The 21,181-nt window shown below is 51.0% G+C and carries 21 protein-coding genes; 10 read left to right on the top strand and 11 right to left on the bottom strand.

The features are described 5' to 3' along the window. The 3 genes from CLV36_RS04085 to speE form a co-directional block, all read right to left on the bottom strand. On the bottom strand, positions 1–417 hold the full coding sequence (locus tag CLV36_RS04085) for a YwiB family protein (protein ID WP_223248127.1): 417 nt from the start codon (positions 415–417) through the stop codon (positions 1–3). A 132-nt stretch (positions 418–549) separates the two neighbouring features. Next, a complete protein-coding gene (gene speB / locus CLV36_RS04090) occupies positions 550–1,422 on the bottom strand; it encodes an agmatinase (RefSeq protein WP_106341823.1) in 873 nt (290 codons plus the stop codon). 3 nt (positions 1,423–1,425) lie between these two features. Next, the gene (gene speE, locus CLV36_RS04095) at positions 1,426–2,265 is read right to left on the bottom strand and encodes a polyamine aminopropyltransferase (RefSeq protein ID WP_106341902.1); all 840 of its coding nucleotides are present in this window, start codon (positions 2,263–2,265) and stop codon (positions 1,426–1,428) included. A gap of 208 nt (positions 2,266–2,473) precedes the next feature. Here speE and CLV36_RS04100 point away from each other — a divergent pair, with 208 nt between their 5' ends. Beyond that, positions 2,474–4,510, top strand: coding sequence for a transglycosylase domain-containing protein (locus tag CLV36_RS04100; protein ID WP_106341824.1), 2,037 nt, complete (start codon positions 2,474–2,476; stop codon positions 4,508–4,510). A gap of 127 nt (positions 4,511–4,637) precedes the next feature. Here CLV36_RS04100 and CLV36_RS04105 read toward each other — a convergent pair whose 3' ends face one another. The 3 genes from CLV36_RS04105 to CLV36_RS04115 all read right to left on the bottom strand — a co-directional run bounded on the left by CLV36_RS04105 (position 4,638) and on the right by CLV36_RS04115 (position 7,853). After that, entirely contained in the window at positions 4,638–4,862 is a 225-nt protein-coding gene (locus CLV36_RS04105; protein ID WP_054095810.1) for a hypothetical protein, read from the bottom strand. Positions 4,863–5,070: 208 nt separating this feature from the next. Continuing rightward, the gene (locus CLV36_RS04110) at positions 5,071–5,565 is read right to left on the bottom strand and encodes a YwhD family protein (RefSeq protein WP_106341825.1); all 495 of its coding nucleotides are present in this window, start codon (positions 5,563–5,565) and stop codon (positions 5,071–5,073) included. Positions 5,566–5,762: 197 nt separating this feature from the next. Beyond that, entirely contained in the window at positions 5,763–7,853 is a 2,091-nt protein-coding gene (locus tag CLV36_RS04115; protein WP_181352818.1) for an ATP-binding protein, read from the bottom strand. A 244-nt stretch (positions 7,854–8,097) separates the two neighbouring features. Between CLV36_RS04115 and CLV36_RS04120 the strand changes: the two genes are divergently transcribed. Then, a complete protein-coding gene (locus CLV36_RS04120; protein WP_106341827.1) occupies positions 8,098–9,480 on the top strand; it encodes a PTS transporter subunit EIIC in 1,383 nt (460 codons plus the stop codon). Positions 9,481–9,810: 330 nt separating this feature from the next. Here the strand turns inward: CLV36_RS04120 and CLV36_RS04125 are convergent, their stop codons facing one another. The 3 genes from CLV36_RS04125 to CLV36_RS04130 all read right to left on the bottom strand — a co-directional run bounded on the left by CLV36_RS04125 (position 9,811) and on the right by CLV36_RS04130 (position 11,376). Continuing rightward, on the bottom strand, positions 9,811–10,401 hold the full coding sequence (locus tag CLV36_RS04125) for a hypothetical protein (RefSeq protein WP_022737317.1): 591 nt from the start codon (positions 10,399–10,401) through the stop codon (positions 9,811–9,813). Between the two features lie 212 nt (positions 10,402–10,613). Beyond that, the gene (locus CLV36_RS18005; protein WP_146130596.1) at positions 10,614–10,829 is read right to left on the bottom strand and encodes a YheC/YheD family protein; all 216 of its coding nucleotides are present in this window, start codon (positions 10,827–10,829) and stop codon (positions 10,614–10,616) included. Beyond that, the gene (locus tag CLV36_RS04130) at positions 10,813–11,376 is read right to left on the bottom strand and encodes a YheC/YheD family protein (RefSeq protein WP_106341828.1); all 564 of its coding nucleotides are present in this window, start codon (positions 11,374–11,376) and stop codon (positions 10,813–10,815) included. Before CLV36_RS04130 ends, CLV36_RS18005 begins: the two co-directional genes overlap by 17 nt. Before the next feature lie 189 nt (positions 11,377–11,565). Here CLV36_RS04130 and yycF point away from each other — a divergent pair, with 189 nt between their 5' ends. From yycF to CLV36_RS04155, 5 genes are read left to right on the top strand one after another with little or no spacing between them, the layout of a single operon-like run. Continuing rightward, the gene (gene yycF / locus CLV36_RS04135; RefSeq protein ID WP_145958372.1) at positions 11,566–12,282 is read left to right on the top strand and encodes a response regulator YycF; all 717 of its coding nucleotides are present in this window, start codon (positions 11,566–11,568) and stop codon (positions 12,280–12,282) included. A gap of 17 nt (positions 12,283–12,299) precedes the next feature. Further along, the gene (locus CLV36_RS04140; RefSeq protein ID WP_106341829.1) at positions 12,300–14,102 is read left to right on the top strand and encodes an ATP-binding protein; all 1,803 of its coding nucleotides are present in this window, start codon (positions 12,300–12,302) and stop codon (positions 14,100–14,102) included. Positions 14,103–14,112: 10 nt separating this feature from the next. Further along, positions 14,113–15,510 carry a YycH family regulatory protein gene (locus tag CLV36_RS04145; RefSeq protein WP_106341830.1) on the top strand — a complete coding sequence of 466 codons (1,398 nt, stop codon included), beginning with the start codon at positions 14,113–14,115 and terminating at the stop codon, positions 15,508–15,510. Between the two features lie 13 nt (positions 15,511–15,523). Continuing rightward, the gene (gene yycI, locus CLV36_RS04150; RefSeq protein WP_106341831.1) at positions 15,524–16,300 is read left to right on the top strand and encodes a two-component system regulatory protein YycI; all 777 of its coding nucleotides are present in this window, start codon (positions 15,524–15,526) and stop codon (positions 16,298–16,300) included. After that, entirely contained in the window at positions 16,297–17,094 is a 798-nt protein-coding gene (locus CLV36_RS04155) for an MBL fold metallo-hydrolase (protein WP_106341832.1), read from the top strand. Before yycI ends, CLV36_RS04155 begins: the two co-directional genes overlap by 4 nt. A gap of 29 nt (positions 17,095–17,123) precedes the next feature. Here the strand turns inward: CLV36_RS04155 and CLV36_RS04160 are convergent, their stop codons facing one another. Beyond that, positions 17,124–17,345, bottom strand: a complete 222-nt coding sequence (locus CLV36_RS04160) for a hypothetical protein (RefSeq protein WP_022737311.1) — start codon at positions 17,343–17,345, stop codon at positions 17,124–17,126. Between the two features lie 335 nt (positions 17,346–17,680). Between CLV36_RS04160 and CLV36_RS04165 the strand changes: the two genes are divergently transcribed. From CLV36_RS04165 to rlmH, 3 genes are all read left to right on the top strand, one after another. Next, on the top strand, positions 17,681–18,862 hold the full coding sequence (locus CLV36_RS04165) for a S1C family serine protease (RefSeq protein WP_102993698.1): 1,182 nt from the start codon (positions 17,681–17,683) through the stop codon (positions 18,860–18,862). Between the two features lie 120 nt (positions 18,863–18,982). Then, positions 18,983–19,195: a CxxH/CxxC protein gene (locus CLV36_RS04170; protein WP_102993699.1), complete on the top strand. Its 213-nt coding sequence runs from the start codon at positions 18,983–18,985 to the stop codon at positions 19,193–19,195. Next, positions 19,192–19,671, top strand: coding sequence for a 23S rRNA (pseudouridine(1915)-N(3))-methyltransferase RlmH (gene rlmH, locus CLV36_RS04175; RefSeq protein ID WP_102993700.1), 480 nt, complete (start codon positions 19,192–19,194; stop codon positions 19,669–19,671). Before CLV36_RS04170 ends, rlmH begins: the two co-directional genes overlap by 4 nt. Before the next feature lie 200 nt (positions 19,672–19,871). Here rlmH and CLV36_RS04180 read toward each other — a convergent pair whose 3' ends face one another. After that, on the bottom strand, positions 19,872–21,158 hold the full coding sequence (locus CLV36_RS04180; RefSeq protein ID WP_102993701.1) for an adenylosuccinate synthase: 1,287 nt from the start codon (positions 21,156–21,158) through the stop codon (positions 19,872–19,874). Positions 21,159–21,181 lie beyond the last annotated feature (23 nt).

Genomic DNA, 21,181 nt, shown 5'->3' on the forward strand with positions numbered 1-21,181 from the left:
TCACTCGTCCTCCATCCACTTCAAACTCAATTGGTATTTGCCCAACTCTTGCGTGCCCATCGTCAATTCAAATGAAAACGCAATCTCTCCCCCCGTCTCCGCGCAACCGCGTCGGTAGGACAGGGTTTTCACTTCCATTTCGGTCTTGCCTGCCGGGGTGTGTACGATGCTCTCCACTTTTTTGCCCGGCCAATATGTCTGTCTGTATGATACAGGCCCTTGCCGTGAGATGGTGACATGGTCTTGATGTGATCGGACAGAGGTGAACACTTCTTCGACGGTTCCCTCATGTTCTTTGTACTTAAGTGTCCATTCTCCGTTCGCCTTGGCCTCAAACTTGCCGACCAAGTCTTGTTCGATCACTTCCGGCTCTTGTCCCGCTTCTTGCTGTATGACCGATTGGATGTGGATTTTCACTGGGATCAAAGCGCCAGCCTCCCCCAATTTTTTAATACTTGTATCTTAACACTGGTCGGGACTTTTTTGCCAGCCGAATAAAAAAGCTTCCCTGCCCTGTGCGTGGGAGGGAAGAATTTGAGTCAATGCGGTCTATTTGACAAACCCGAGCAGCATTTCCCGAATCAGCTTTGCCGCTACCACAGGGGTTTGTTCACTGTGGTCATACGCCGGTGCCACTTCGACCAAATCGGCGCCGACCACATTCACTTCCGAACGGGCGATGGCATGAATCGCTGCCAACATCTCTTTGGAAGTGATGCCGCCAGGCTCCGGCGTTCCCGTGCCCGGCGCATGAGCCGGATCTAGCGCGTCGATATCGATGGTCACGTAGACGGGACGGCCAGCCAAGGACGGCAAACATTTTTCCAGCGGCGCAAGCACATCGAATGGATAAAAGTGAATGCCCGCTTCCTTGACATAAGCCACTTCATCTTTGGTCATGGATCGAATCCCAAACTGATACACATTTTGCCCACCGATCAATTCGGCGATTTTGCGCAAAGGCGTGGCGTGGGAATACGGTTCCCCCTCATAATCCGTACGCAAATCGGCGTGGGCGTCGATATGGATCACCGCCAAATCGGGGTAATCTTTATACACTTCCTGCACCACCGGCCAAGTAACCAAATGCTCTCCGCCCATCCCGATCGGCATTTTCTTCTTGTCCAAGACTTGGCGGACGAAATCCCCGATTTGCCGCAAGCTTTTCTCCGGATTGCCAAAAGCCAACGGAATGTCCCCAGCGTCATAATAAACGATCTCGGTCAGTTCCCGTTCTAAATAGTGGCTGTACTCTTCATGCACCAAGGACGACTCCCGAATCCGCGCCGGACCAAACCGCGATCCGGGACGGAAACTAACGGTCCAGTCCATGGGCATACCGTACAACACGGCTTGCGCCTGCTCCAAGTCATCGCTCGCACCAATGAAAACATTACCTGAATATTTCTCATCGAATCGCATCAATTATTCCCCCTCTGGCTGGAGCAATTCCAAGACGAACGCCGGCAGCGAGAACAGCGCTTTATGCAGTTCTGGACGATAATAGCGGGTGTCGAATCGATGTAGCTTGGCCTCGTCCACTGCCAGAGGATCATATTTTTTCGATCCGATCGTGAAGCTCCACAATCCGCTGGGGTAGGTTGGAATGCTCGCCGTATACAGGCGGGTGATCGGGAAGGTACTGGAAATGTCGCGGAAAACCTGGCGGATGAGATCCCGGTTGAACCAAGGTGATTCCGTCTGCGCGACCATGATTCCGTCTTCTTTCAGCGCTTCATAAATTTCCTCATAGAAAGGCTTTTGGAACAATCCCACCGCAGGTCCAACCGGCTCCGTCGAATCAACCAAGATCACATCGTATTTCCCTTTGTTGTCCCGCACATGCTGGATACCATCAGCAACTTGGATATCGACACGCGGATCGTCCAACCCACCGGCGATCTTGGGGAAAAATTGTTTGGACGCTGCAATCACTTTGCCGTCGATTTCTGCCAACACAGCCTGCTCGACACTCGGGTAGCGCAGGATTTCCCGAATGGCACCCCCGTCTCCTCCGCCGACCACAAGCACGCGCTTAGGATTGGGATGGGTATTCATCGCAACGTGGGTGATCATTTCATGGTAGACAAACTCATCGCGGTCGGTGGTCATGACCATGCCGTCCAGCACCAACATGTTGCCAAACTCAGCCGTTTCAATCACATCTAACGTTTGGAACTCTGATTTATCGTGATATAACGTCTTATTGATTTTCGTCGTGATTCCATGGTTCTTCGTTTGTTTTTCTGTGTACCAGAGATCCATTTCTCTCATTTCCATAATTGATTACTCCTTTCCTATGTACAACTCTAACTTACTAAGAATAATGCATGGACGAATCAGTTACAATCATTTTCATCAACCATAAGACCAACCTTTTTCTCAGGTATATTCTTCCTGCGACCTTCGCATAATATTCCTGCTTCTGTTTAAGTAGAGACGGAAGAAAACACCGGAAAAAGGAGCCGCAAACATGAGCGAACATCCACACGCCACTCCAAGCGAATCAACGAAACTACTTTTCATCCTGAAGGGCTTGTCTTTGGGCTACAAGTTATTAAAGGGCCTTATCATCACACTCGTGATTGGTGCTCTTTTATCCGGTTTGTTGCTTTTGTATCTAAAGTCGCGTCCATTGCCCATCCCTAACTTTTTCTCAACGTCCATGCTTTATGACGATACAGGGCAAGTGTTTGGACGTCTAGACGAAGGGGAAGCGCGCATCCCGGTTCGTTTGCGGGACTTGCCCCCTTCGCTCATCTCCGCCACTTTGGCCGCCGAAGATAAAGATTTTTACCGCCATCACGGTTTTTCGGTGAAAAGCATTCTCCGGGCGGTTGCTGTCAACATCAAAGAAGGGCGTATCGAGCAGGGGGCCAGCACCATCACGCAACAATTGGCGCGCAATCTCTACTTGACCCATGACCGCACGTGGGCCCGCAAGATCAAAGAAGCGCTGTTAACCGTCCAACTTGAACTCCACTACAGCAAAGACCAGATATTGGAGCTTTATTTAAACCAGATTTATTACGGACACGGCGCCTATGGCGTGGGAAGAGCCGCCAAACTTTATTTCAACAAAAAAGCGGAGCAACTCACATTGGCAGAATCAGCGTTTTTGGCGGGCATCCCCCGTGGCCCCTCTTACTATTCCCCATGGAACCATCTGGAGCGGGCCAAGCGCAGACAACGTCACATCTTGGACCTGATGGTGAAAAACGGTGAGATTTCCCTGGCGGAAGCCGAGCAAGCCAAACAACACGCGCTTGCCATCGCCCCCCAAACGAAACCCAAACAGCTAAAAGCCAATTACTTTCAGGATTATGTCATTTCAACGTTGGTGAACCAGTATGGATTGGATGAAGCTGTGGTGCGGCGGGGCGGTTTAAAAATCCACACCACGCTCAACACCCGCATGCAACAGGCAGCCGAACAAGCCCTGAGAAAACACACCGAACCCGCTCCTGGATTGCAGGGTGCTTTGATCTCCGTCGATCCCCGGACAGGGGCCATTAAAGCGATGGTTGGAGGCAAAGATTATCTGACATCCCAATACAACCGCGTGTTCGCCAAGCGGCAACCTGGTTCGTCATTCAAACCGTTCCTGTACCTCAGCGCGTTGCAACAAGGGTTTACACCGATCACACGCATTGAGAGCAAGCCTACTACATTCGTTTACCAAGGTGGCACTTACAAGCCATCCAATTATCGAGGTCAGTACGCTTACCGTCCGATCACCATGAGGGAAGCGATCGCCCGCTCTGACAACATCTACGCTGTCAGCACACTGCTGTCGACCGGGATGGAACGGGAAATCGCCTTGGCCCGGAAACTCGGCATCAAAAGCCTGCTCAAACCAACCCCCTCATTGGCTTTGGGTAGTTACACCGTCTCGCCCTACGAAATGGCCGAATCGTACGCGACGATTGCCAGCGGCGGCATCCACCGCCCCCTGATCGGCATCACCAAGGTGGTTGACCCCTTCAACCGCACCATCATCCAAGTGCAACAACAAGCAGAGCGGGTCGCCTCTGACGCCCACACCTTTGTCTTGACTCAGCTTATGTCTAGCGTGTTTGAACCGGGCGGGACAGGCTATCGGGTTCGCCAACAATTCACCCACCCCGCCGCGGGCAAAACAGGAACGACGGACTGGGACGGTTGGCTGGCTGGATACACACCTGATTTGGTTACAGTCACTTGGGTCGGTTATGACCAAGGGAAACGGCTTCCCCACCACCAAGCCCGTTATTCGCAGTACATCTGGGCCGATTATATGAAGGAAGCGACAAAGCCGTTCCTAAGCCGCCGCTTCCCCGTCCCAGAAGGAGTCAAAGGCGTTTATATTGATGAAGAGACCGGCACACTGGCGACACCGCTGTGTGAACGGGTCCGGTTCGAGTATTTCGTCAGCGGTACCGAACCGAAAATCGTCGCACCACATCACCGTTTACCGGAGCGGGAGCCGTCACTGTGGGAACGGTTGTCTGACTGGTGGAACCGACTTTAGGTCGTGTCTGATGAAGATGGACAGCTACACGTTGGCCCACACCCAACGCTAGCATGGCGTGTGGGTCGCAATGTTGTCAATGAGCAAAAATAACCCCATGTCCTTGAAAGACATGGGGTTGTTTGCTTTAACATTCGTTACTGCCGCCGACGCGTCCCTCGCCGTCTGCAAATTCACCATCATTCAGCAAAGTGATTTTGCCTGCCGCGGCCAACTCTTTCATCACTTCATACATGCTTTCTTTTTTCCCTTCAGGAAGGGACCGCACAAATTCGTTAATCTCTTGCTCGGAAACATTGGCGCGGAAATGCGTGCCGCCATGCCTCGCAAAATGTTCATGGTTATTTGCCATCACTACCGCCTCCCTATCCTTTAGCTTGCGCAAAAGAGGCGAAAATTTACCATGTCATCGCGAATGCCATCACAAAAACAAAAAATGGCGGACAACTGTCCGCCATTTTTTGTGTCCTAGCAAAAGATTCCGAAACCACTACTTAGTGTACTCCTGCCCCATATGAGGCGGCAATAGCGAACGAAGTTTGTTCACATTTCGTTCATTTTTATGACGGAAGCTGCGCTTTTAACTCCGCCTTGCTGTTTTTCCACATTTCCTCATTGTGTTTAATGAGTAATGCTTTCAACGCGGCCTTCTCCGTTTCGCCCATTTCCGACAGCTTGACTCGCCGTTTCAGCGCATCATCCATGCGGTTCACATGAAAGGCGAGATTTTTCCAACCGATGCGTTTCTCCCGGTCAATCCGCATCGGACAGGCCGCGGCACCGGCATAATACGGACCGTTTTCGTCACGATCCACCGCTACCCACACGACCCAATACAAGGTACCCTCAGGCACTTCATCTTCATTGCTGGTAAACTTCACGCCACGCTCTACCGCGCTTTTGGCATGAATCAAACCGAGATCGATCTTAGCTTGATCCCCTTCGATCAATATGGAAGAGAGATTGCTCAAGCTGATGGTGCCTGTGTGGTAAGCCCCGTGGGTGGTTGATTTGTTGCTTAGAATGTTGAATTGCACATCTTTTTTGTTGCCCATATGCTTTTAGCAGTTACGAAAGCGCGTTTCCCCTTTCGTAACGCTTCACCTCCCTTTGCCGTTCGGGTTTGACCCGTCCATCCGCCGGATCGGTTTTCCCCCTCCACTTATTTTACAAGATTCATCGCCGAAAATCCCGTTTTTGCAGAAGTGGGAACCGGGAAGGTGATGTTTGGAAGTGAGGGAAACGCCTCCTTTTATCCGCCGGCCAAGCCCACCACCTCATTGCAGGGAGCGGACGCGTCTGAAGCTTTCTGAGCGCCAGTTGCCTCCCCGCGCACGTTTTTTTCCCGCTTTTGCTTGTCCTTGATCGGCTCCACCTTAGGAGCTTGCATCTTGCCCGGCTTCCGTTTCCGAACAGCCTCCTCTGCCGTGCGCTTCGTCCCCTTGTTGTCCCTTTCCTGTTGATCTGCTTCCGCTGTTTCCTGTTCTTCCGTTCCCTCTTTTTGTTCTGCCTCCACAGAATCTTCCATTGGCTCGAGCGCTGACTGTGGCTTCTCAAGTGAGGCCACCATATCCGCTCCATCTTGGGCACCGGCCAACGCTCCGACTTCCGCTTTCTCCGGCTCTGCTTCAGGCGGGTATTCTTCAGATATCACCACTTCGCCCAAGGTCGTCTGCTTCAGCGGCAATTGAATATTAAACGAGGTTCCCAAGCCCGGGGTGCTGGTAACGCACATGATTCCCCCATGATCTTCAATGATGCGGGAACAGATGGCCAATCCCATTCCCGTCCCTTCGTCCTTGGTGGTGAAAAACGGCTCAAAAATGCGGGAACACAATTCCGGAGGAATGCCATTTCCGTTGTCCATTACCTGGATATGCACTTGTTCCTCGCTCTTTTGCCATGAGACCTGCACCGTCCCTTTTTCCGACAAAGCCTCCAACCCGTTTTGCACTAAATTGATCAGCACCTGTTTCAACTGCTCGGCATCCGCCTCCATCTCCACCGGTTGATCCGGCTGATGGCCGATCAACTCATGTCCCATTAAGAGGGACTTGGGTTGCAACAGGCTGAGCACATCATTCATCAGGCGGTTCAGATTAAACCGGGTTACTTTCACCGGCTTGGCTTCACTCAAATTAAGAAATTGTTTCAACAAGTCGTTGATGCGATCGATCTCGGGCAAAATGATTGATTCCCATTTTTTCACCGCTTCCGACTCAACAGCGGAAATCTGGACAAACCCTCGAATGGATGTAAGCGGATTGCGGATTTCATGGGCCAGTCCGGCCGCCAACTGCCCGAGCGCCGATAGCTTCTCCAATCTGAGACGGTGCTCCTCCTCCTTGTCACGCCGTTGCCGCTGGGCGAGCATCAGGCGATCCTCCGCTTGTCGGATCAATTCCGCTCCCGTCTTCGCTTCTGTGGGATAGGAGGCCGACGCCATGCAGTAATTGAGCAGCGGATGGTTGGCCTTTAACTCGGCCAGGACAAACTCCACCGTTTCGATCAAACGCCTCAACACCGCGCCGTCCCCCATCAACCCGATGGCAAACTGGTCCCCGTCGTAGCGGGCGATCCGCGCGGAAGGAGGCAAATGCCGCTTTAACAAGTTAGCGATCTGCACCAACAGCCGGTCGCCTGTGTCGTTCCCATCCTTCATATTGATTTGCCGAAAATCGGTCAAATCAAAGCAAACCACATGATATGACAGGGAGTGGGCGCATCGGGACAAGCCACGGGTCACTTGCTCCTGAAACCCGTGAAAATTGTACAAGCCCGTCAGCGAATCGCGCAGATAGGTTTCTTCCAGCTCTTTCTGAAATTCCCTCAACCGTCGGTTGGACTCGTTTTTCTGGTCAATCAGGCGACGCGTTTTCTCTTTCTGTTTCTTCAATTCAAAGAACCGATCCCGCACTTGGTCGCTAATCCACGCAACCCAAACAAAAAGCAAGCCGTGGCTGACCAGCTCGATCGCCCGCAAATAACTCCATTCGGTATAAGCAGATATCAATATGTAAGTAATGAAAAAACTTATGGTTATAAGATAGTTTCTCTCATCAGATGCTCGAAATAATACATATCCTAATACAATTAAATATACCGTTAAAATAGGGATTGTCTGCGTAAACAAGTCAAGCAATGCAATCGTGGCGACAACGGATGCCATATAGCCATAACGTGGAAAATGACTGACCCACTTCCGGTTCAGTATCAGCAGAAAACTGAGTAACGTTGTGATTAATCCCACACTAATCCAATGGAGGGACGGATGTAGGGAGAAGATTCGCTCGACAAAGTGATATAACCAACCTTTGCTCTCGATCGCCTGTATATCTAACACGTCCAATACCCACCCCTTCATATCACAACTTTTATGCCATAATTCAACGCATTTTTACAAGACATGCCACTTTATTAGTTATTCTCTTCCACTGTAAAATGAAAAATCCTCCCAATCTTCCCTCTTTCGACATAAGATTTAATATTTCGATCACACCTTTGACGATTTTGTGAGGTTATGATAGGCTTATTGTCAGATAAATATATCTTCTAATTGTTTGCAAGCCAAACCCAGGAGGGACGCCATGAACCAAGCGGAAATCTCCCTGGCCGAGTCCATTCTTTCAGCAGTCGGCGGTGCGGAGAATATTCAGAGTATTGCGCATTGCATGACTCGTCTGCGCCTGACCTTGCGCGATGAGTCCGCGCTCCAATCGGATCAATTGCGGTCGATACCGGGCGTGCTCGGCGTGGTGGAGCAAGCCGGAGAATACCAAATCGTGTTGGGACCTGGGCTGGTTACGCGCGTGGCCACGCACTTGAGCAAATTGAGCGGCAAGACGTCCACGCCCGTGGCGGAAGAACACCAGGCGCGGCGGCACAACTCCGCCAAGCAGCTGGTGCGCAAAATCGCCAACATCTTCATCCCATTGATTCCAGCCATTATCGCAGGCGGAATCATCATGGGATTGACCAATGTGCTCATTCATTCCTTCCCCAGCCTCAAAGAAGGTAGCACAGTCATTCCGTTGTTACAGGCCATGAGCAAGGTCATTTTCGCATACCTGTCCGTCTTTGTTGGCATCAACACGGCCAAGGAGTTTGGCGGTACACCGGCGTTAGGCGGAATTGCGGGGGGCCTCTTCATTCTCCCCGATATCGAAAACATCCAGCTGTTCGGGGAAGCGCTGGTCCCTGGGCGCGGAGGGTTGATTGGCGTCCTGCTGGCAGCCTGGTTTATCGTCTGGCTTGAAAAAAGCATCCGTCCGTTCGTGCCCAAAAGCATTGACATCATCGTCACTCCAACCGTGGCAGTTCTGATCACCGGCTTCTCCACGTATATCGCCTTGCAACCAATCAGCGGCTTCCTGTCTGAAGCGCTTACTGGCGGCATCCAGACGCTGTTGAATCAAGGCGGTTTGTTCGCCGGCGCGATCCTCTCTGGTTTCTTTCTGCCCTTGGTGATGCTGGGCTTGCATCAAGGACTTATTCCCATTCATATGGAGCTGTTAAACGCGACCGGTATCGACCCATTGCAACCGATTCTCGCCATGGCCGGCGCCGGGCAAGTAGGAGCGGTATTCGCTGTCTATCTCAAAACACGCAACACCACGTTGCGTAATGTGATCAAAGGTGCCTTGCCTGTGGGCATTCTGGGCATCGGGGAGCCACTGATCTACGGCGTCACCTTGCCCTTGGGCCGCCCTTTCATCACTGCATGTTTGGGAGCTGCGGTCGGTGGCGCCTTCCAAGCGGTGTTCAAAGTGGCCTCCGTTGGAATCAGCGTGTCGGGGTTGCCGCTCACATTGCTGATCAAGCCGGATCAAATCGTGCTATATCTGATCGGCATTGTGATCTCTTACGCGGCCGGCTTCTTCTTCACTTATTTCTTTGGCTTCAAAGAGGACATGGCCAAACCCTTCTCGTCCAACAGCCCGGCATCGAACAAAGGGGTGCCTCTGCAATAAGTTGGCAACGCGCGCAAGCGGACGGCGGGCCACAGCTCTCCGTCCGCCTGCGCCTCGACGCAACCCACCCGCGCCTTCATAGGCGTTTTTTTTCATGTTCATTTGGCCACCCAAGCGGCCCGCCGCCCAAATGAACATGAAAAGGAGCCCGCTTTGGATCAAGACACGGACTCCCTACTTATTCTAATTGAATAATTAAGTTTAACCACCGCACGTTTCTCCTCATTCTCATGATGTTCTTGATTCGCCGCGGGGATTGCTGGTCGCCCTTGGCCTTATTTATTCTTTCGCACCGTCGCGTGACGTAACGGATAAGACCAAAGGCCCCCATTATCCGAGATAATTGACCAAATGGTTAAACCCCTTTGCCGCTTTGTCTTTGCCTTCCACTTCATTCTCCACCACATGCTTGTTCACCTTGTCCCAGCCGTAAGGCTCTTCCATCGCGATGTGATCCCGCTTCAGCAAGGCGAACTTTTGCGCCTCTTCAGCATAAGGATGGTAGACGCCTTGCGCTTCGTGCGCTTCCATCCCATAGGAAGATTGTCCAACTGCAGCCCGCGGTGGATAATGCATTTGCTCATTCAACAGGGTGTGCACCACCGTCTCCTTCAGGATGTTTTTGATCTCCTCGCTACGGTAACCGCTTTCCAAGCTCTTGATCCATTGATAGACCGGGCCGTCTTCCGGAGTGAACGTAACATTGCGCTGGGTCGGCACATACTCGCTCCGCTTCTGGATTTGCTCCTTCAACAGACGAGAGTCGCAGATCGATTGCAAGGGGAAATAGTTGTTGCGCAGGTAGGACTGGATGCAGTACTTCACCAGCATCGGGAATTGGCCTTTCGGCAGGATTTCATACCAATAACGAACCAGACGATCCTTTTTTCCTAGATATACGCCAACGGTAATGGACGACATATAAATACACCTCCGGGATTGATCAAAAAATTTTAAATACCTAGAATTAATATTAATGGTAACAGGTGAACTACGAAACCGTCAACGGGAATACTTTGTCGAATCCTGTTATATATGCTCGGAAACGAAAAAAACATGCTTAACGCATGTACAATCTATACGAAGGCAAAAAGCCAGGTTTTAAATTTTTATTTAATTAGGTAAAGGTATTGCTATCTTTTAGCAAACATTTGATAACGAATTTGATTGATTTGCTGATAAGCGGTCTTGTCTTTCAAACTTTTAAACAGTTTGATTACAGGGGAAGTATTCACTTCAAATATCCAAATCTTCCCGTTCCGATCCACGGTCAAATCGACGCCAAGTTCCTTTAAACCTGTAAAGCGTCTATTTAATGTTTTGGCTATCTCTTTAGAAACTGCATATATTTCTTTTTTTTAATGTTTTTTCTTTTTTACCAACTGTATGCGAAATGCGTTTGACCGCCTTGCTCGCTTCCAGCGGCGTTCCTCCTCGACAACGATTGGTGACCAAGCTCCCCGGAGGAGCCAATTTGGCGCAAAAACCGGTGATTAACCAGCGATTTCGCGGTTTTTGCAGATGAACGCGAAAATCGACATTTCTCCCGTCCACTTGCGCCATTCGAATCCCTTGTTGCGCCATGTAATTTCTTCTAGATATCATCTCCTGCTCAATCCATCTGAACGCCCTCTGTACTGGCAACACCCTTCTGCCGTTCAGCGTTTGGCACATAACTCCTCTTCTGGCAGGGGTTAGCTTGACCGCCCCTCTCCCGCCGCCGCCAATGTCGGGTTTGAGAAAGACGAACCGATGGCGCCGCAACATGTTAAACACTTCTTTCCTGTTGTACCTTCGGCTTTCCGGGATGTAGGGCCTGATTCGAATATTTTCCCAAAGCACCGCCGTTTTCTTCATTTTGCTGGGGACCGACTGCATCCTTGGCATTCTTCTCATCTATCATCCATCCTTTCGCTCTCCATACTTTATTCACCTCCACCACATCGAGTCATCCTTCTTTCACCCAATTTTGCCTAATCCCCTCAACCGCGGATGGTAAAATAGTCTCATAGGCGGGCGATTGTTTTCCCAATGTTCTTGTGGGACAATGATTTTACGCTTTTTATGTCCAGGAGGGATCTGTACGTGAGCGCCAAAATCTACGTAGTGGAAGATGAACGGCCAATTGCCGATATTATTAAGTTCAATTTGGAGAAAGAAGGTTACCAGGTGGATTGCATCCATGATGGTGACGAAGCGATTCAAAAAGTGCTCAACGCGCCGCCGGACTTGATGTTACTGGACTTGATGTTGCCCGGCGCCGATGGTATCGAAGTTTGTCGAAGAGTGCGGCAACACTTCCAATTTCCGATCATTATGCTGACCGCCAAAGACTCGGAATTGGACAAGGTGTTGGGATTAGAGATGGGCGCTGACGATTATGTGACCAAACCGTTTAGCAACCGCGAACTCCTAGCGCGGATCAAAGCCAATTTGCGCCGCACTCAGTCGCAACGCCAAGAAGCGACGCGGGAGGAGCCTAACAAAAGCAATCTGGTCATCGGTGATTTGACGATCGACCCACACAGTTTCATTGTCAGCAAGCAGGATCGGGTCATCGACCTGACCCACCGCGAATTTGAATTGTTGCTCTACTTGTCCAAGCATGTCAATCAAGTGCTGACCAGAGAACATCTCCTACAATCCGTCTGGGGGTATGATTACTTCGGTGACGTGCGCACTGTCGATGTGACCATCCGCCGTCTGCGTGAAAAGATCGAAGACGATCCGAGCGCGCCTAAGTACATCATCACGCGGCGCGGCATCGGTTACACGATTCGCGATCCCCGCGCAGATCGGTGAATGGGTGGGTAAACGCAATGAAGAAATGGAAGCAATTGATGAACAGCGTGCAGTGGAAGCTGGTCGTGATATACATACTTTTGATCATCATGGCCATGCAATTGGTTGGCGTCTACTTCATCCGCCAACTAGAATCGGTTTTTATCAATGACCTGCGCGCCCAATTGAAAGAACAAGGATATGTGCTGTCCCTGATCGTCTCGCCTGAGCTGGAAGCGAAAGCTGAAAATGACCGCGACCGTGCCAAGCGGTTGCGAGCCCGCCTGTTGCAAGCGGCGCCCAACACTAGCCAGCATTTCACCATCGTGCGCGTGATTGACCAGAACAACTGGGTGATCGCGTCCAACGAGTCGAATGAAAAGATATTTAAATTGCCCAACCGCCTCACTGATCTGATGGATAAGAAGCAACCGTTCGCCAAAGTGAAGGACGCGGAAGGAAACGACTACCAAGTGTACGTGGCCAAACTGCTGGACCGGCAACAGCGGGAGTTGGGCTCACTTTATCTGGAAGCCCCATTGAAACCGACCTATGACCGCATCTATCGCATCAGCAAGATCTTGATCAAGATCGCGGCGGTGGCACTGGCGGTGACCGGATTCTTAGTCATCATCTTGGCCCGCACCATCACCCTGCCGATCAAAGAGATCCGAGAACAAACGAAAGCGATGGCATCAGGCGACTTTGACCGCCAAGTGGCCGTAAAGAGCGAAGACGAGATCGGCCAGTTGGCTATCTCCTTCAACGATCTGGCCGCTCATCTGCGAACAGCGATCAAGGAAAAGGAAGAGGAAACAGAGAAGCTGGAATCCGTTCTGGCCAACATGAGCGACGGTGTGATCGCAACCGATTTGCAAGGGAAAATCATTGTGAAAAACATCCCTGCAGAAAAACTGTTGGATCGCCAAATCGCGCTCGGTAGCTCGATCACGGAAGTGTTGTCCTTATCAGAGCCGTTAAAACTGCCGTTGAAGGAAGCCCGTCAAACCTTCGTCGAACACCACCATGCCGATGCGGAAACCCAGACAGTGCTGAAGATTAACTTTACGCCGATCAAGCTGAAGGGAAATGACTTGATCGGGATGGTGGCCGTGCTCGAAGACGTCACCGAACAAGAGAAACTGGACCGGCAACGGAAAGATTTCGTCGCCAATGTGTCTCATGAACTGCGGACGCCTTTGACCACCATCAAAAGTTATATCGAGGCACTGGAAGACGGAGCGGTCGAAAATCCGGAGCTGGCTGTCCGCTTCCTCAAAGTGGCCCGCCAAGAAGCTGACCGCATGACGCGCCTGATTCAAGACTTGTTGCATCTCTCGCGCCTTGACGCCCGCAAATCGAAGTTCTACAAAAAACCGCTGGCGTTGACCGAGATATTGGAAGAAACCATGGATCGCTTCCGCTTCCAATGCCAACAGAAACAGATCAGCTTCACGCTTTTCACTCACGGCTCCCTGCCCCGTGTTTACGCTGATCCGGACAAGTTGATGCAAGTATTGGACAACCTCGTGTCCAACGCCATCAAATACACCCCGGAAGGCGGTTCGGTGGCGATTGTCGCAAAGCGCAACCCAGACGGCATGGTGGAGGTGGGCATTGCCGATACCGGCATCGGCATTCCCAAGCAAGACTTGGGCCGGATTTTTGAGCGGTTTTATCGTGTGGACAAAGCCCGTTCGCGCAGTCTGGGGGGCACCGGACTGGGGTTGGCAATCGCCCAAGAAATCGTGCATGCGCATGAAGGGACTATCGCGATTGACAGTATCTATCAAAAAGGCACTGTCGTAACCTTCACACTGCCCCCCGTCAGTCGGAGGTGAATAAGCCCAAGTGGAAGAAAAATGGGTTGAACACATCAAAACCGTCGTACTGATCTTGCTAATCACCCTCAGCTTCTGTCTCACGGGATTTTTGTGGTTTTACTCGCCCGGATACCAACAGAAGCCGATCAACAACATGCCACCTCCTGTCTTAACTGATGACAAAACATACAACGAAAAGAAATCCACCCAGTTTGTCGCCCCTTATCAATTGATCGTCAACCTAGGCGGCCGGGCGACATGGTTACATTCCGACAGTGAGGAATACCGCACGTTGGTCGACAGCATCAAAAACGCAGAAATCACCAAATTTGAGGCCGTGAACCAAGTCACACCCGAAGAATGGAAGAAGCGCCTGCTAGACGGGCCTTCACTCCAGTTGCAATTCCCCCGCGACATGCATTCAGAGACGGTGGATGCGTTCTTCAAAACGTCGGTCTTGGAGAAATTCTCCCTGCATCAGCCCACCGACGTCAGCCGCATCCTGCTCCATGTAAGCGGCGGTCAGCCCCAACTCTGGCTGATCTCCGATGATGCCAAAACGATCTTGCAAGCGCAATTGCAACTGGATCCGACCCACTTGCAACAAACGATGGAACAAGCCATTCAGCATGCGCAAGTGGAGCTGACACCGGTGGTGGCCAATGGCAAAGCGCCTTGGGATAAAGCGAATGAAAAACAACCATGGTCACGCATCTTTTATCTGCCGACCGCATCAGCCAAGCTTCCGGTGTGGCGTTATAAAACGGAACAGATCAAGATTGATGACATCAAAGAGTATCTGCTGACATCAACCGACGTGGAACCGATCGTCATCCACGATGAAAATCTTTACATGGCCCGGTCCCAACGGCTCGTTTATAATAAGAGGGGTTCATTGCAATACACTGAAGATGTTCCCACTTCTGAATCGACACATCCACTGGTTGAGAACCAGTTGTACGACGTCAACAACTTTGTAAAGCGGCACCGCGGTTGGACAGGCGATTATTTGCTTGATCGTGTGGAACGGGTCAAAGATGAACGGGACACCAACCAACTCACTTTCCGCCGCATCATTGCAGGCCTGCCCGTATACTGGAACCGGCAAGACGGGCAGATGATCTATCCCGATGTGTTGCAATTCCAAGCGGGGGCCAGCGGTGGAGAAGACGGTATCAAGCAGTACGCTCGGTCAACGGTGTACATGCTCGAGGGTACCCGCGACGGCGAGGCGATGCTCCCCGGGCGGGACGAAGTGCTTCGGCAATTGAGCGAACGCAAACTCGCCTTGACCGCCATCAAACACATCTATCCTGGTTATGAGACAAACCATAACCTGAAAGATAAAACAGTCCAGTTCACCCCTGTATGGGTGGTACTCACCACGGCTGGAGAACAGTTCTTCATCGGTTCGCCAACGTCATAGGGAGGAAATCTCCATGGATTGGAGTCGCGCCAAAACGATTTTGATCATCGCCTTCATCGTCTTAAATCTCTTTTTGGGACTGCAATTAAACCAACTGGTGAAACAGCAGTCCGATTATGTGGAAACGGAAGAGATCTCGCTTGCACAATTAAAACAGATCGCCAAAAAGAGCCGCATCCAGTTTCCGGAAGAGCCGGACAACACACCAACGACACTGGCGGCGTATAAAGCCACCGTCACCCCGATCCGGCTGGCCGGATGGAAGAAAAATGAGCTGAATGGTTACAGCAAAACCTACGCCACTCCCCCCACCTTCCGCAACGAGCGGGAGCTGAACCGGCTGTTGAGCAGGGAAGTGCCTCGTTTCGGCGATTATGAGCTGATGGAATCCAGCCGAGACAAACGTATCTATATGCAGCATGTCAAAGGAAGACCCATTTTGGATGCAGTGTTGGAAGTGGAGTTGGCGGCTTCCTCGATCAAAGCCATCCATGTGGTGCACTATGACTTGTCTCAATCGCCGACAGCAGAGGAGCTCATGACCTATCCAAGCGCGCTCTACCAGGTGATCACCAATCTGAACACAAAGGGCCCGGCTTCCATCACCAATCCCAAGCTCGGCTACCGTGCCGCCTATGGTGGTTCCAAAGAGGAATACATTCTCGTCCCTTATTGGCGGTTTGAAGTCGGCAACAATTGGATTTACTTAAACGCCACCAAACGCGAAGCCAAAGAAAAAATGGAAATCGTGCCCAAGCAATCTATTGAAAGCAAAGGAAAGACGCCATGAAGTTTAGTGTGTTGGCCAGCGGAAGCACTGGCAATTCCACTTATATTGAATCCGACAGCGTCAGGGTGTTGGTAGACGCGGGATTAAGCGGCAAACAGATTGAACAGCGCTTAGAGCAGATCAATGTGGACCCATCCACCCTGTCCGCCATTTTTGTGACGCATGAGCATATCGACCATGTGCGAGGACTCGGGGTCTTAGCCCGTCGCTATCAGATCCCCATCTATATGAATGAATCTACTTGGCGTCACCTGCCAAGCAGTGTGGGGGATATCCCCGAATCCTTGCAAAATGTCTTGGAAACGGGTGCGGCGCTAGAATTGTCCGATCTGCGCGTCGAATCGTTTGCGATCTCGCATGACGCTGCAGAACCGGTCGCTTTCCACATCCAACATGGTGAGGATCTCCTCTCCATCGTTACTGACTTAGGCTATGTAAACCAACGGATCATCGACCGGGTGAGCGGTTCTCACACCATCGTCTGGGAGAGCAACCATGACGTCGAAATGTTGCGCACGGGAACGTATCCGTGGAATGTGAAACGCCGCATTTTAGGCGACACCGGCCATCTTTCCAATGAGGATGCCGGGGTGGCGCTGACCGAGATTCTCAAGGGGATGGGCGAAAACATCTACCTGGCTCATTTGAGCCGGGACAACAACCTAAGCGAGTTGGCCCATCTGACCGTCAAAAACATTCTAGAAGAGACTGGCATGCAGGTAGGGCGTGATGTCCACCTGTGGCCTACGTATGACGACCGCCCCACCCCGCTAAGAGCGGTAAAGGACAAATAAAGGGAGTCCCATCATGTATGGGACTCCCTTTATTCTTCGGTTGGCACCGTGATTTCCCTGTCCAGCCGCGTCGCCAACTCCGCCAACTCATCCGGTTCGATCAACCCTTTATCGACGAGGAGGTCGATTAAGGCCGATAAGAGCAAACCCTGTTGGTAAAATGCCAATTTCAGATCAGCCACCTGCGCGCCCAAATCAACTCCAGCAAACCGTTTTAACGTATTGACAGAGGGTCGCTTTCCCTGTTTCATTCTCTCATCTCCTAATCACTTGTATTAGTTATCTTCTATTATTCTCCTCATTTTTCCTATTCTTCAAACTTGTATATGTGTGTCGTTCTCCTTACTCCATTTTGACACAAGCAAAACAATGATTCTCCACATCAACTTCACACACCCACTATAAAATAAATATGTACACAAAAGCCTGGATTCGCCCGTTTCGATCCAACTGTGTCAACAACCTTACGTTTCTTTGAAAACCAAACCACCCCACATAGGGATTTAGTATAATACATTTGAGTTGTTGAAATAATGAGAGCGAATCCACTCCCATACATATGGCCTTAATTCAAGGAGGGAATGCCATGGGTTATTATGATGAACAGCCGGATTACAAACAGCCAAAGCGCTCCGCTAGCCCCATTTTCACTTCGATCGTATCCGCGATCATCGGGGGATTGATTGTATTGCTGTTAAGCCCATCCTTAACGCGCATGGGGCTTCTTCCGTCCGTGGATGGCAACCTGCCGCAAACCACGGTGGGCAACAAGCAAGTGACCAGCGTCAAGGTGAACTCAGACATCACCAGCGCTGTCAAAAAAGCGGCTCCGGCCGTGGTTGGGGTTATCAACTTAAAACGCTCATTTAATTTCTTTGAAACCGAAGAACTGCAACAGAGTTCCGGATCAGGTATCATTTTTGAGAAGATTGACGGCAAAGCGCGCATTATCACCAATTATCACGTCATCCAAGGCGGTAGCCGCTTTAAGGTGATCATTCCTAACGGCAACGACAAAAACCAAGAAGTCGAAGCGCGGTTATTGGGCGGAGATCAATTGACAGACTTAGCGGTGTTGGAAATCAGCGATAAATATGTGACCGCCATCGCCGACTTGGGCAACTCCGACCAACTCACCGCCGGGGAACCTGCTATCGCCATCGGCAACCCGTTGGGACTGGGCCAGTCGGTCACCACCGGTGTCATTAGCTCCCCCAAGCGAGCGTTTAAAGTGGATGAGCAAACTACCACCGATGTCATCCAAACGGATGCTGCCATCAATCCCGGCAACAGCGGCGGCGCTCTGATCAACATCTCAGGCCAAGTGATTGGCATCAACACCCTCAAAATTGCCGAACAAGGGGTGGAAGGTCTCGGATTTGCCATCCCCATCAATGACGCGCGCCCGATTGTTGAAAAATTGATCAAATACGGCAAAGTGTCGCGCCCGTACTTAGGAGTACAAATGGTCGATGTCGCCGACCTCACTCAAGAAGCTCGCCAACAACTCAACCTCCCCAACAACATCACTTCCGGGGTGGCGCTATATGAGTTGGAGCCTGGCTCCCCTGCAGATCAGGCTGGCATGGAACCGGGAGACGTCATCACCGCCCTCGATGGTCAAATCGTCAAATCGGGTTCGGATATCAGACAATACATGTACACCAAAAAAGCCGTCAATGACAAAATGGAAGTAACCTACTTCCGCAATGGCAAAAAACAAACCGCTACGATTACTTTGGGCGAAGCGCCAAGCAACTTGAGATAAAAACGTTCAAGCCCCGTTTTTCACAAACGGGGCTTTTCCTTTTCCCTGTCTTTTGATAAATTTGTGGATATTGTGGATAACCTATGAATAACTACTGCGCGGTAAGGAGTGAAATAGCAAATGGCTTCTGCCGAAAAGAAAAAATGGTATGCATGCGACGAGCACGTCGACATTGCACTCGATGAAATTGTGGATATGTATGAACAAGCTCCCCTTATGGAACTGATGGACAACGAGCCGAACGATCACGCAACTTGTTTTTGGTGCGGACAAACTCCCCGTTATGTTTTGCAAATCGCTAACCAAGAGGAGACAGCGGAGGAAGACGCATGAAAATCCAACTCATCACCGTGGGGAAGTTAAAAGAAAAATATTTAAAACAAGCATGCGATGAATATCTAAAAAGACTTACTCCCTATGCCAAAGTGGAAATCGTGGAAGTGAATGAAGAAAAGGCGCAAGACCCTGTTCATGAAGCGGAAGTGGCGTTGATCAAACGCAAAGAAGGTGAGCGCATCTTAAAAGCCTTATCTCCCGACGCCTTCTTCATCGCTTTGGCCATTGAGGGTAAATCCCTCTCTTCTCCAGAGTTCGCCAACAAACTGGAGCGATTGGGCACCTACGGACAAAGCCATGTCGCTTTTGTCATCGGTGGTTCATACGGGATTGCACCAGAGGTGCTAAAACGGGCTGATCTGTTGCTGTCTTTTTCAGCCATGACCTTTCCCCATCAGCTGATCCGCATCTTCCTCCTAGAGCAAATCTACCGCGCCTTCAAAATCATCCGCGGCGAAACATACCATAAATGAGCTTTTCGTGGAGAACTCGTCCCTAAATGGCAACAAGCGGCCTAGGGCGTCATCTGGTGAATAAGCCAGTAGCTCCAATCCCTTTTTCTCATTAGCTTCACGCGTGACGACGCAAAATAAAAAACACACTGGCTGATGATGACTCCACAAGTCTCATAGCCAGTGTGTTTCTTTTTTCACCAAACCCGGCGTCTGCTTTATTAAGCGTATACCGGGCGTACTTGGATCGTTTGGTCACGGTCCGGACCGACAGAGAAGATCGCCAGCGGAATCCCTGTCAACTGTGACACCCGTTCTACATAGTGCTGGGCTTCCAAAGGCAAGTCATGGAAGTTGCGTACTCCTGTGATATCCTCTTTCCAACCCGGCAATTCTTCGTAGACCGGCTTGCATTTAGCCAAGATGTCGAGATTGGCAGGGTAATTTTCGATGATTTGCCCTTCATATTCATAAGCGGTGCAGATTTTGACCGTGTCGATGCCGGTCAGCACGTCCAGCGAGTTGAGAGACAGACCAGTGATGCCGCTCACACGGCGCGCATGGCGCACTACCACACTGTCAAACCAACCCACGCGGCGTGGGCGGCCGGTTGTGGTACCGTACTCGCGTCCCACTTCTCTGATCTGATCGCCAATTTCATCAAACAGCTCAGTGGGGAATGGGCCGTCACCAACACGGGTGGTGTACGCTTTGGCTACTCCCACTACTTGATGAATCTTGGTCGGGCCGACGCCAGAACCGATGCATACCCCACCAGCGACCGGGTTGGACGACGTAACAAAAGGATACGTCCCTTGGTCAATATCCAACATCACGCCTTGGGCCCCTTCAAACAAGACCCGTTTTCCTTGGTCAATGGCATCGTTCAACACCACCGATGTGTCGACGACATAGTCGCGAATCCGATCCGCATAAGCCAAATAAGGCTCATAAATCTCTTCAAAGCTAAATCCTTCTTCCCCATAAAGCCGTTCCAAGATGCGGTTTTTCTCCTCCAGGATGCGCGTCAGCTTCGCCCGGAACAATTCCTTATCCAAGAGATCGCTGATGCGGATTCCCACCCGGGCCGCCTTATCCATATAGGCCGGACCGATCCCTTTACCCGTTGTCCCGATTTTACCGGAGCCCTTGCTCGCTTCTTCAGCTAAATCCAAACGCAAATGATAAGGCATAATCACATGGGCCCGATCAGAAATGCGCAAGTTGTCGGTGACAATCCCATGTTCGTGCAGGTAGTCCAACTCCTTCACCAATGCTTCCGGATTGACTACCATGCCATTACCCAACACGCACACTTTGTCACGATAGAAGATCCCAGACGGAATCATGTGCAGCTTATAGCGAGTTCCGCCAAACACAATGGTGTGGCCTGCGTTGTTCCCGCCTTGGTAACGCGCAACAACCTCCGCTTTCTCTGCCAAGAAATCCGTGATCTTCCCTTTTCCTTCATCTCCCCACTGGGTACCTACAACAACCACCGTGGACATCGTTTGTTCCCCCTCAGCGGTAC

The organism is Laceyella sediminis, from assembly GCF_003003125.1.
Lineage (GTDB): Bacteria > Bacillota > Bacilli > Thermoactinomycetales > Thermoactinomycetaceae > Laceyella > Laceyella tengchongensis.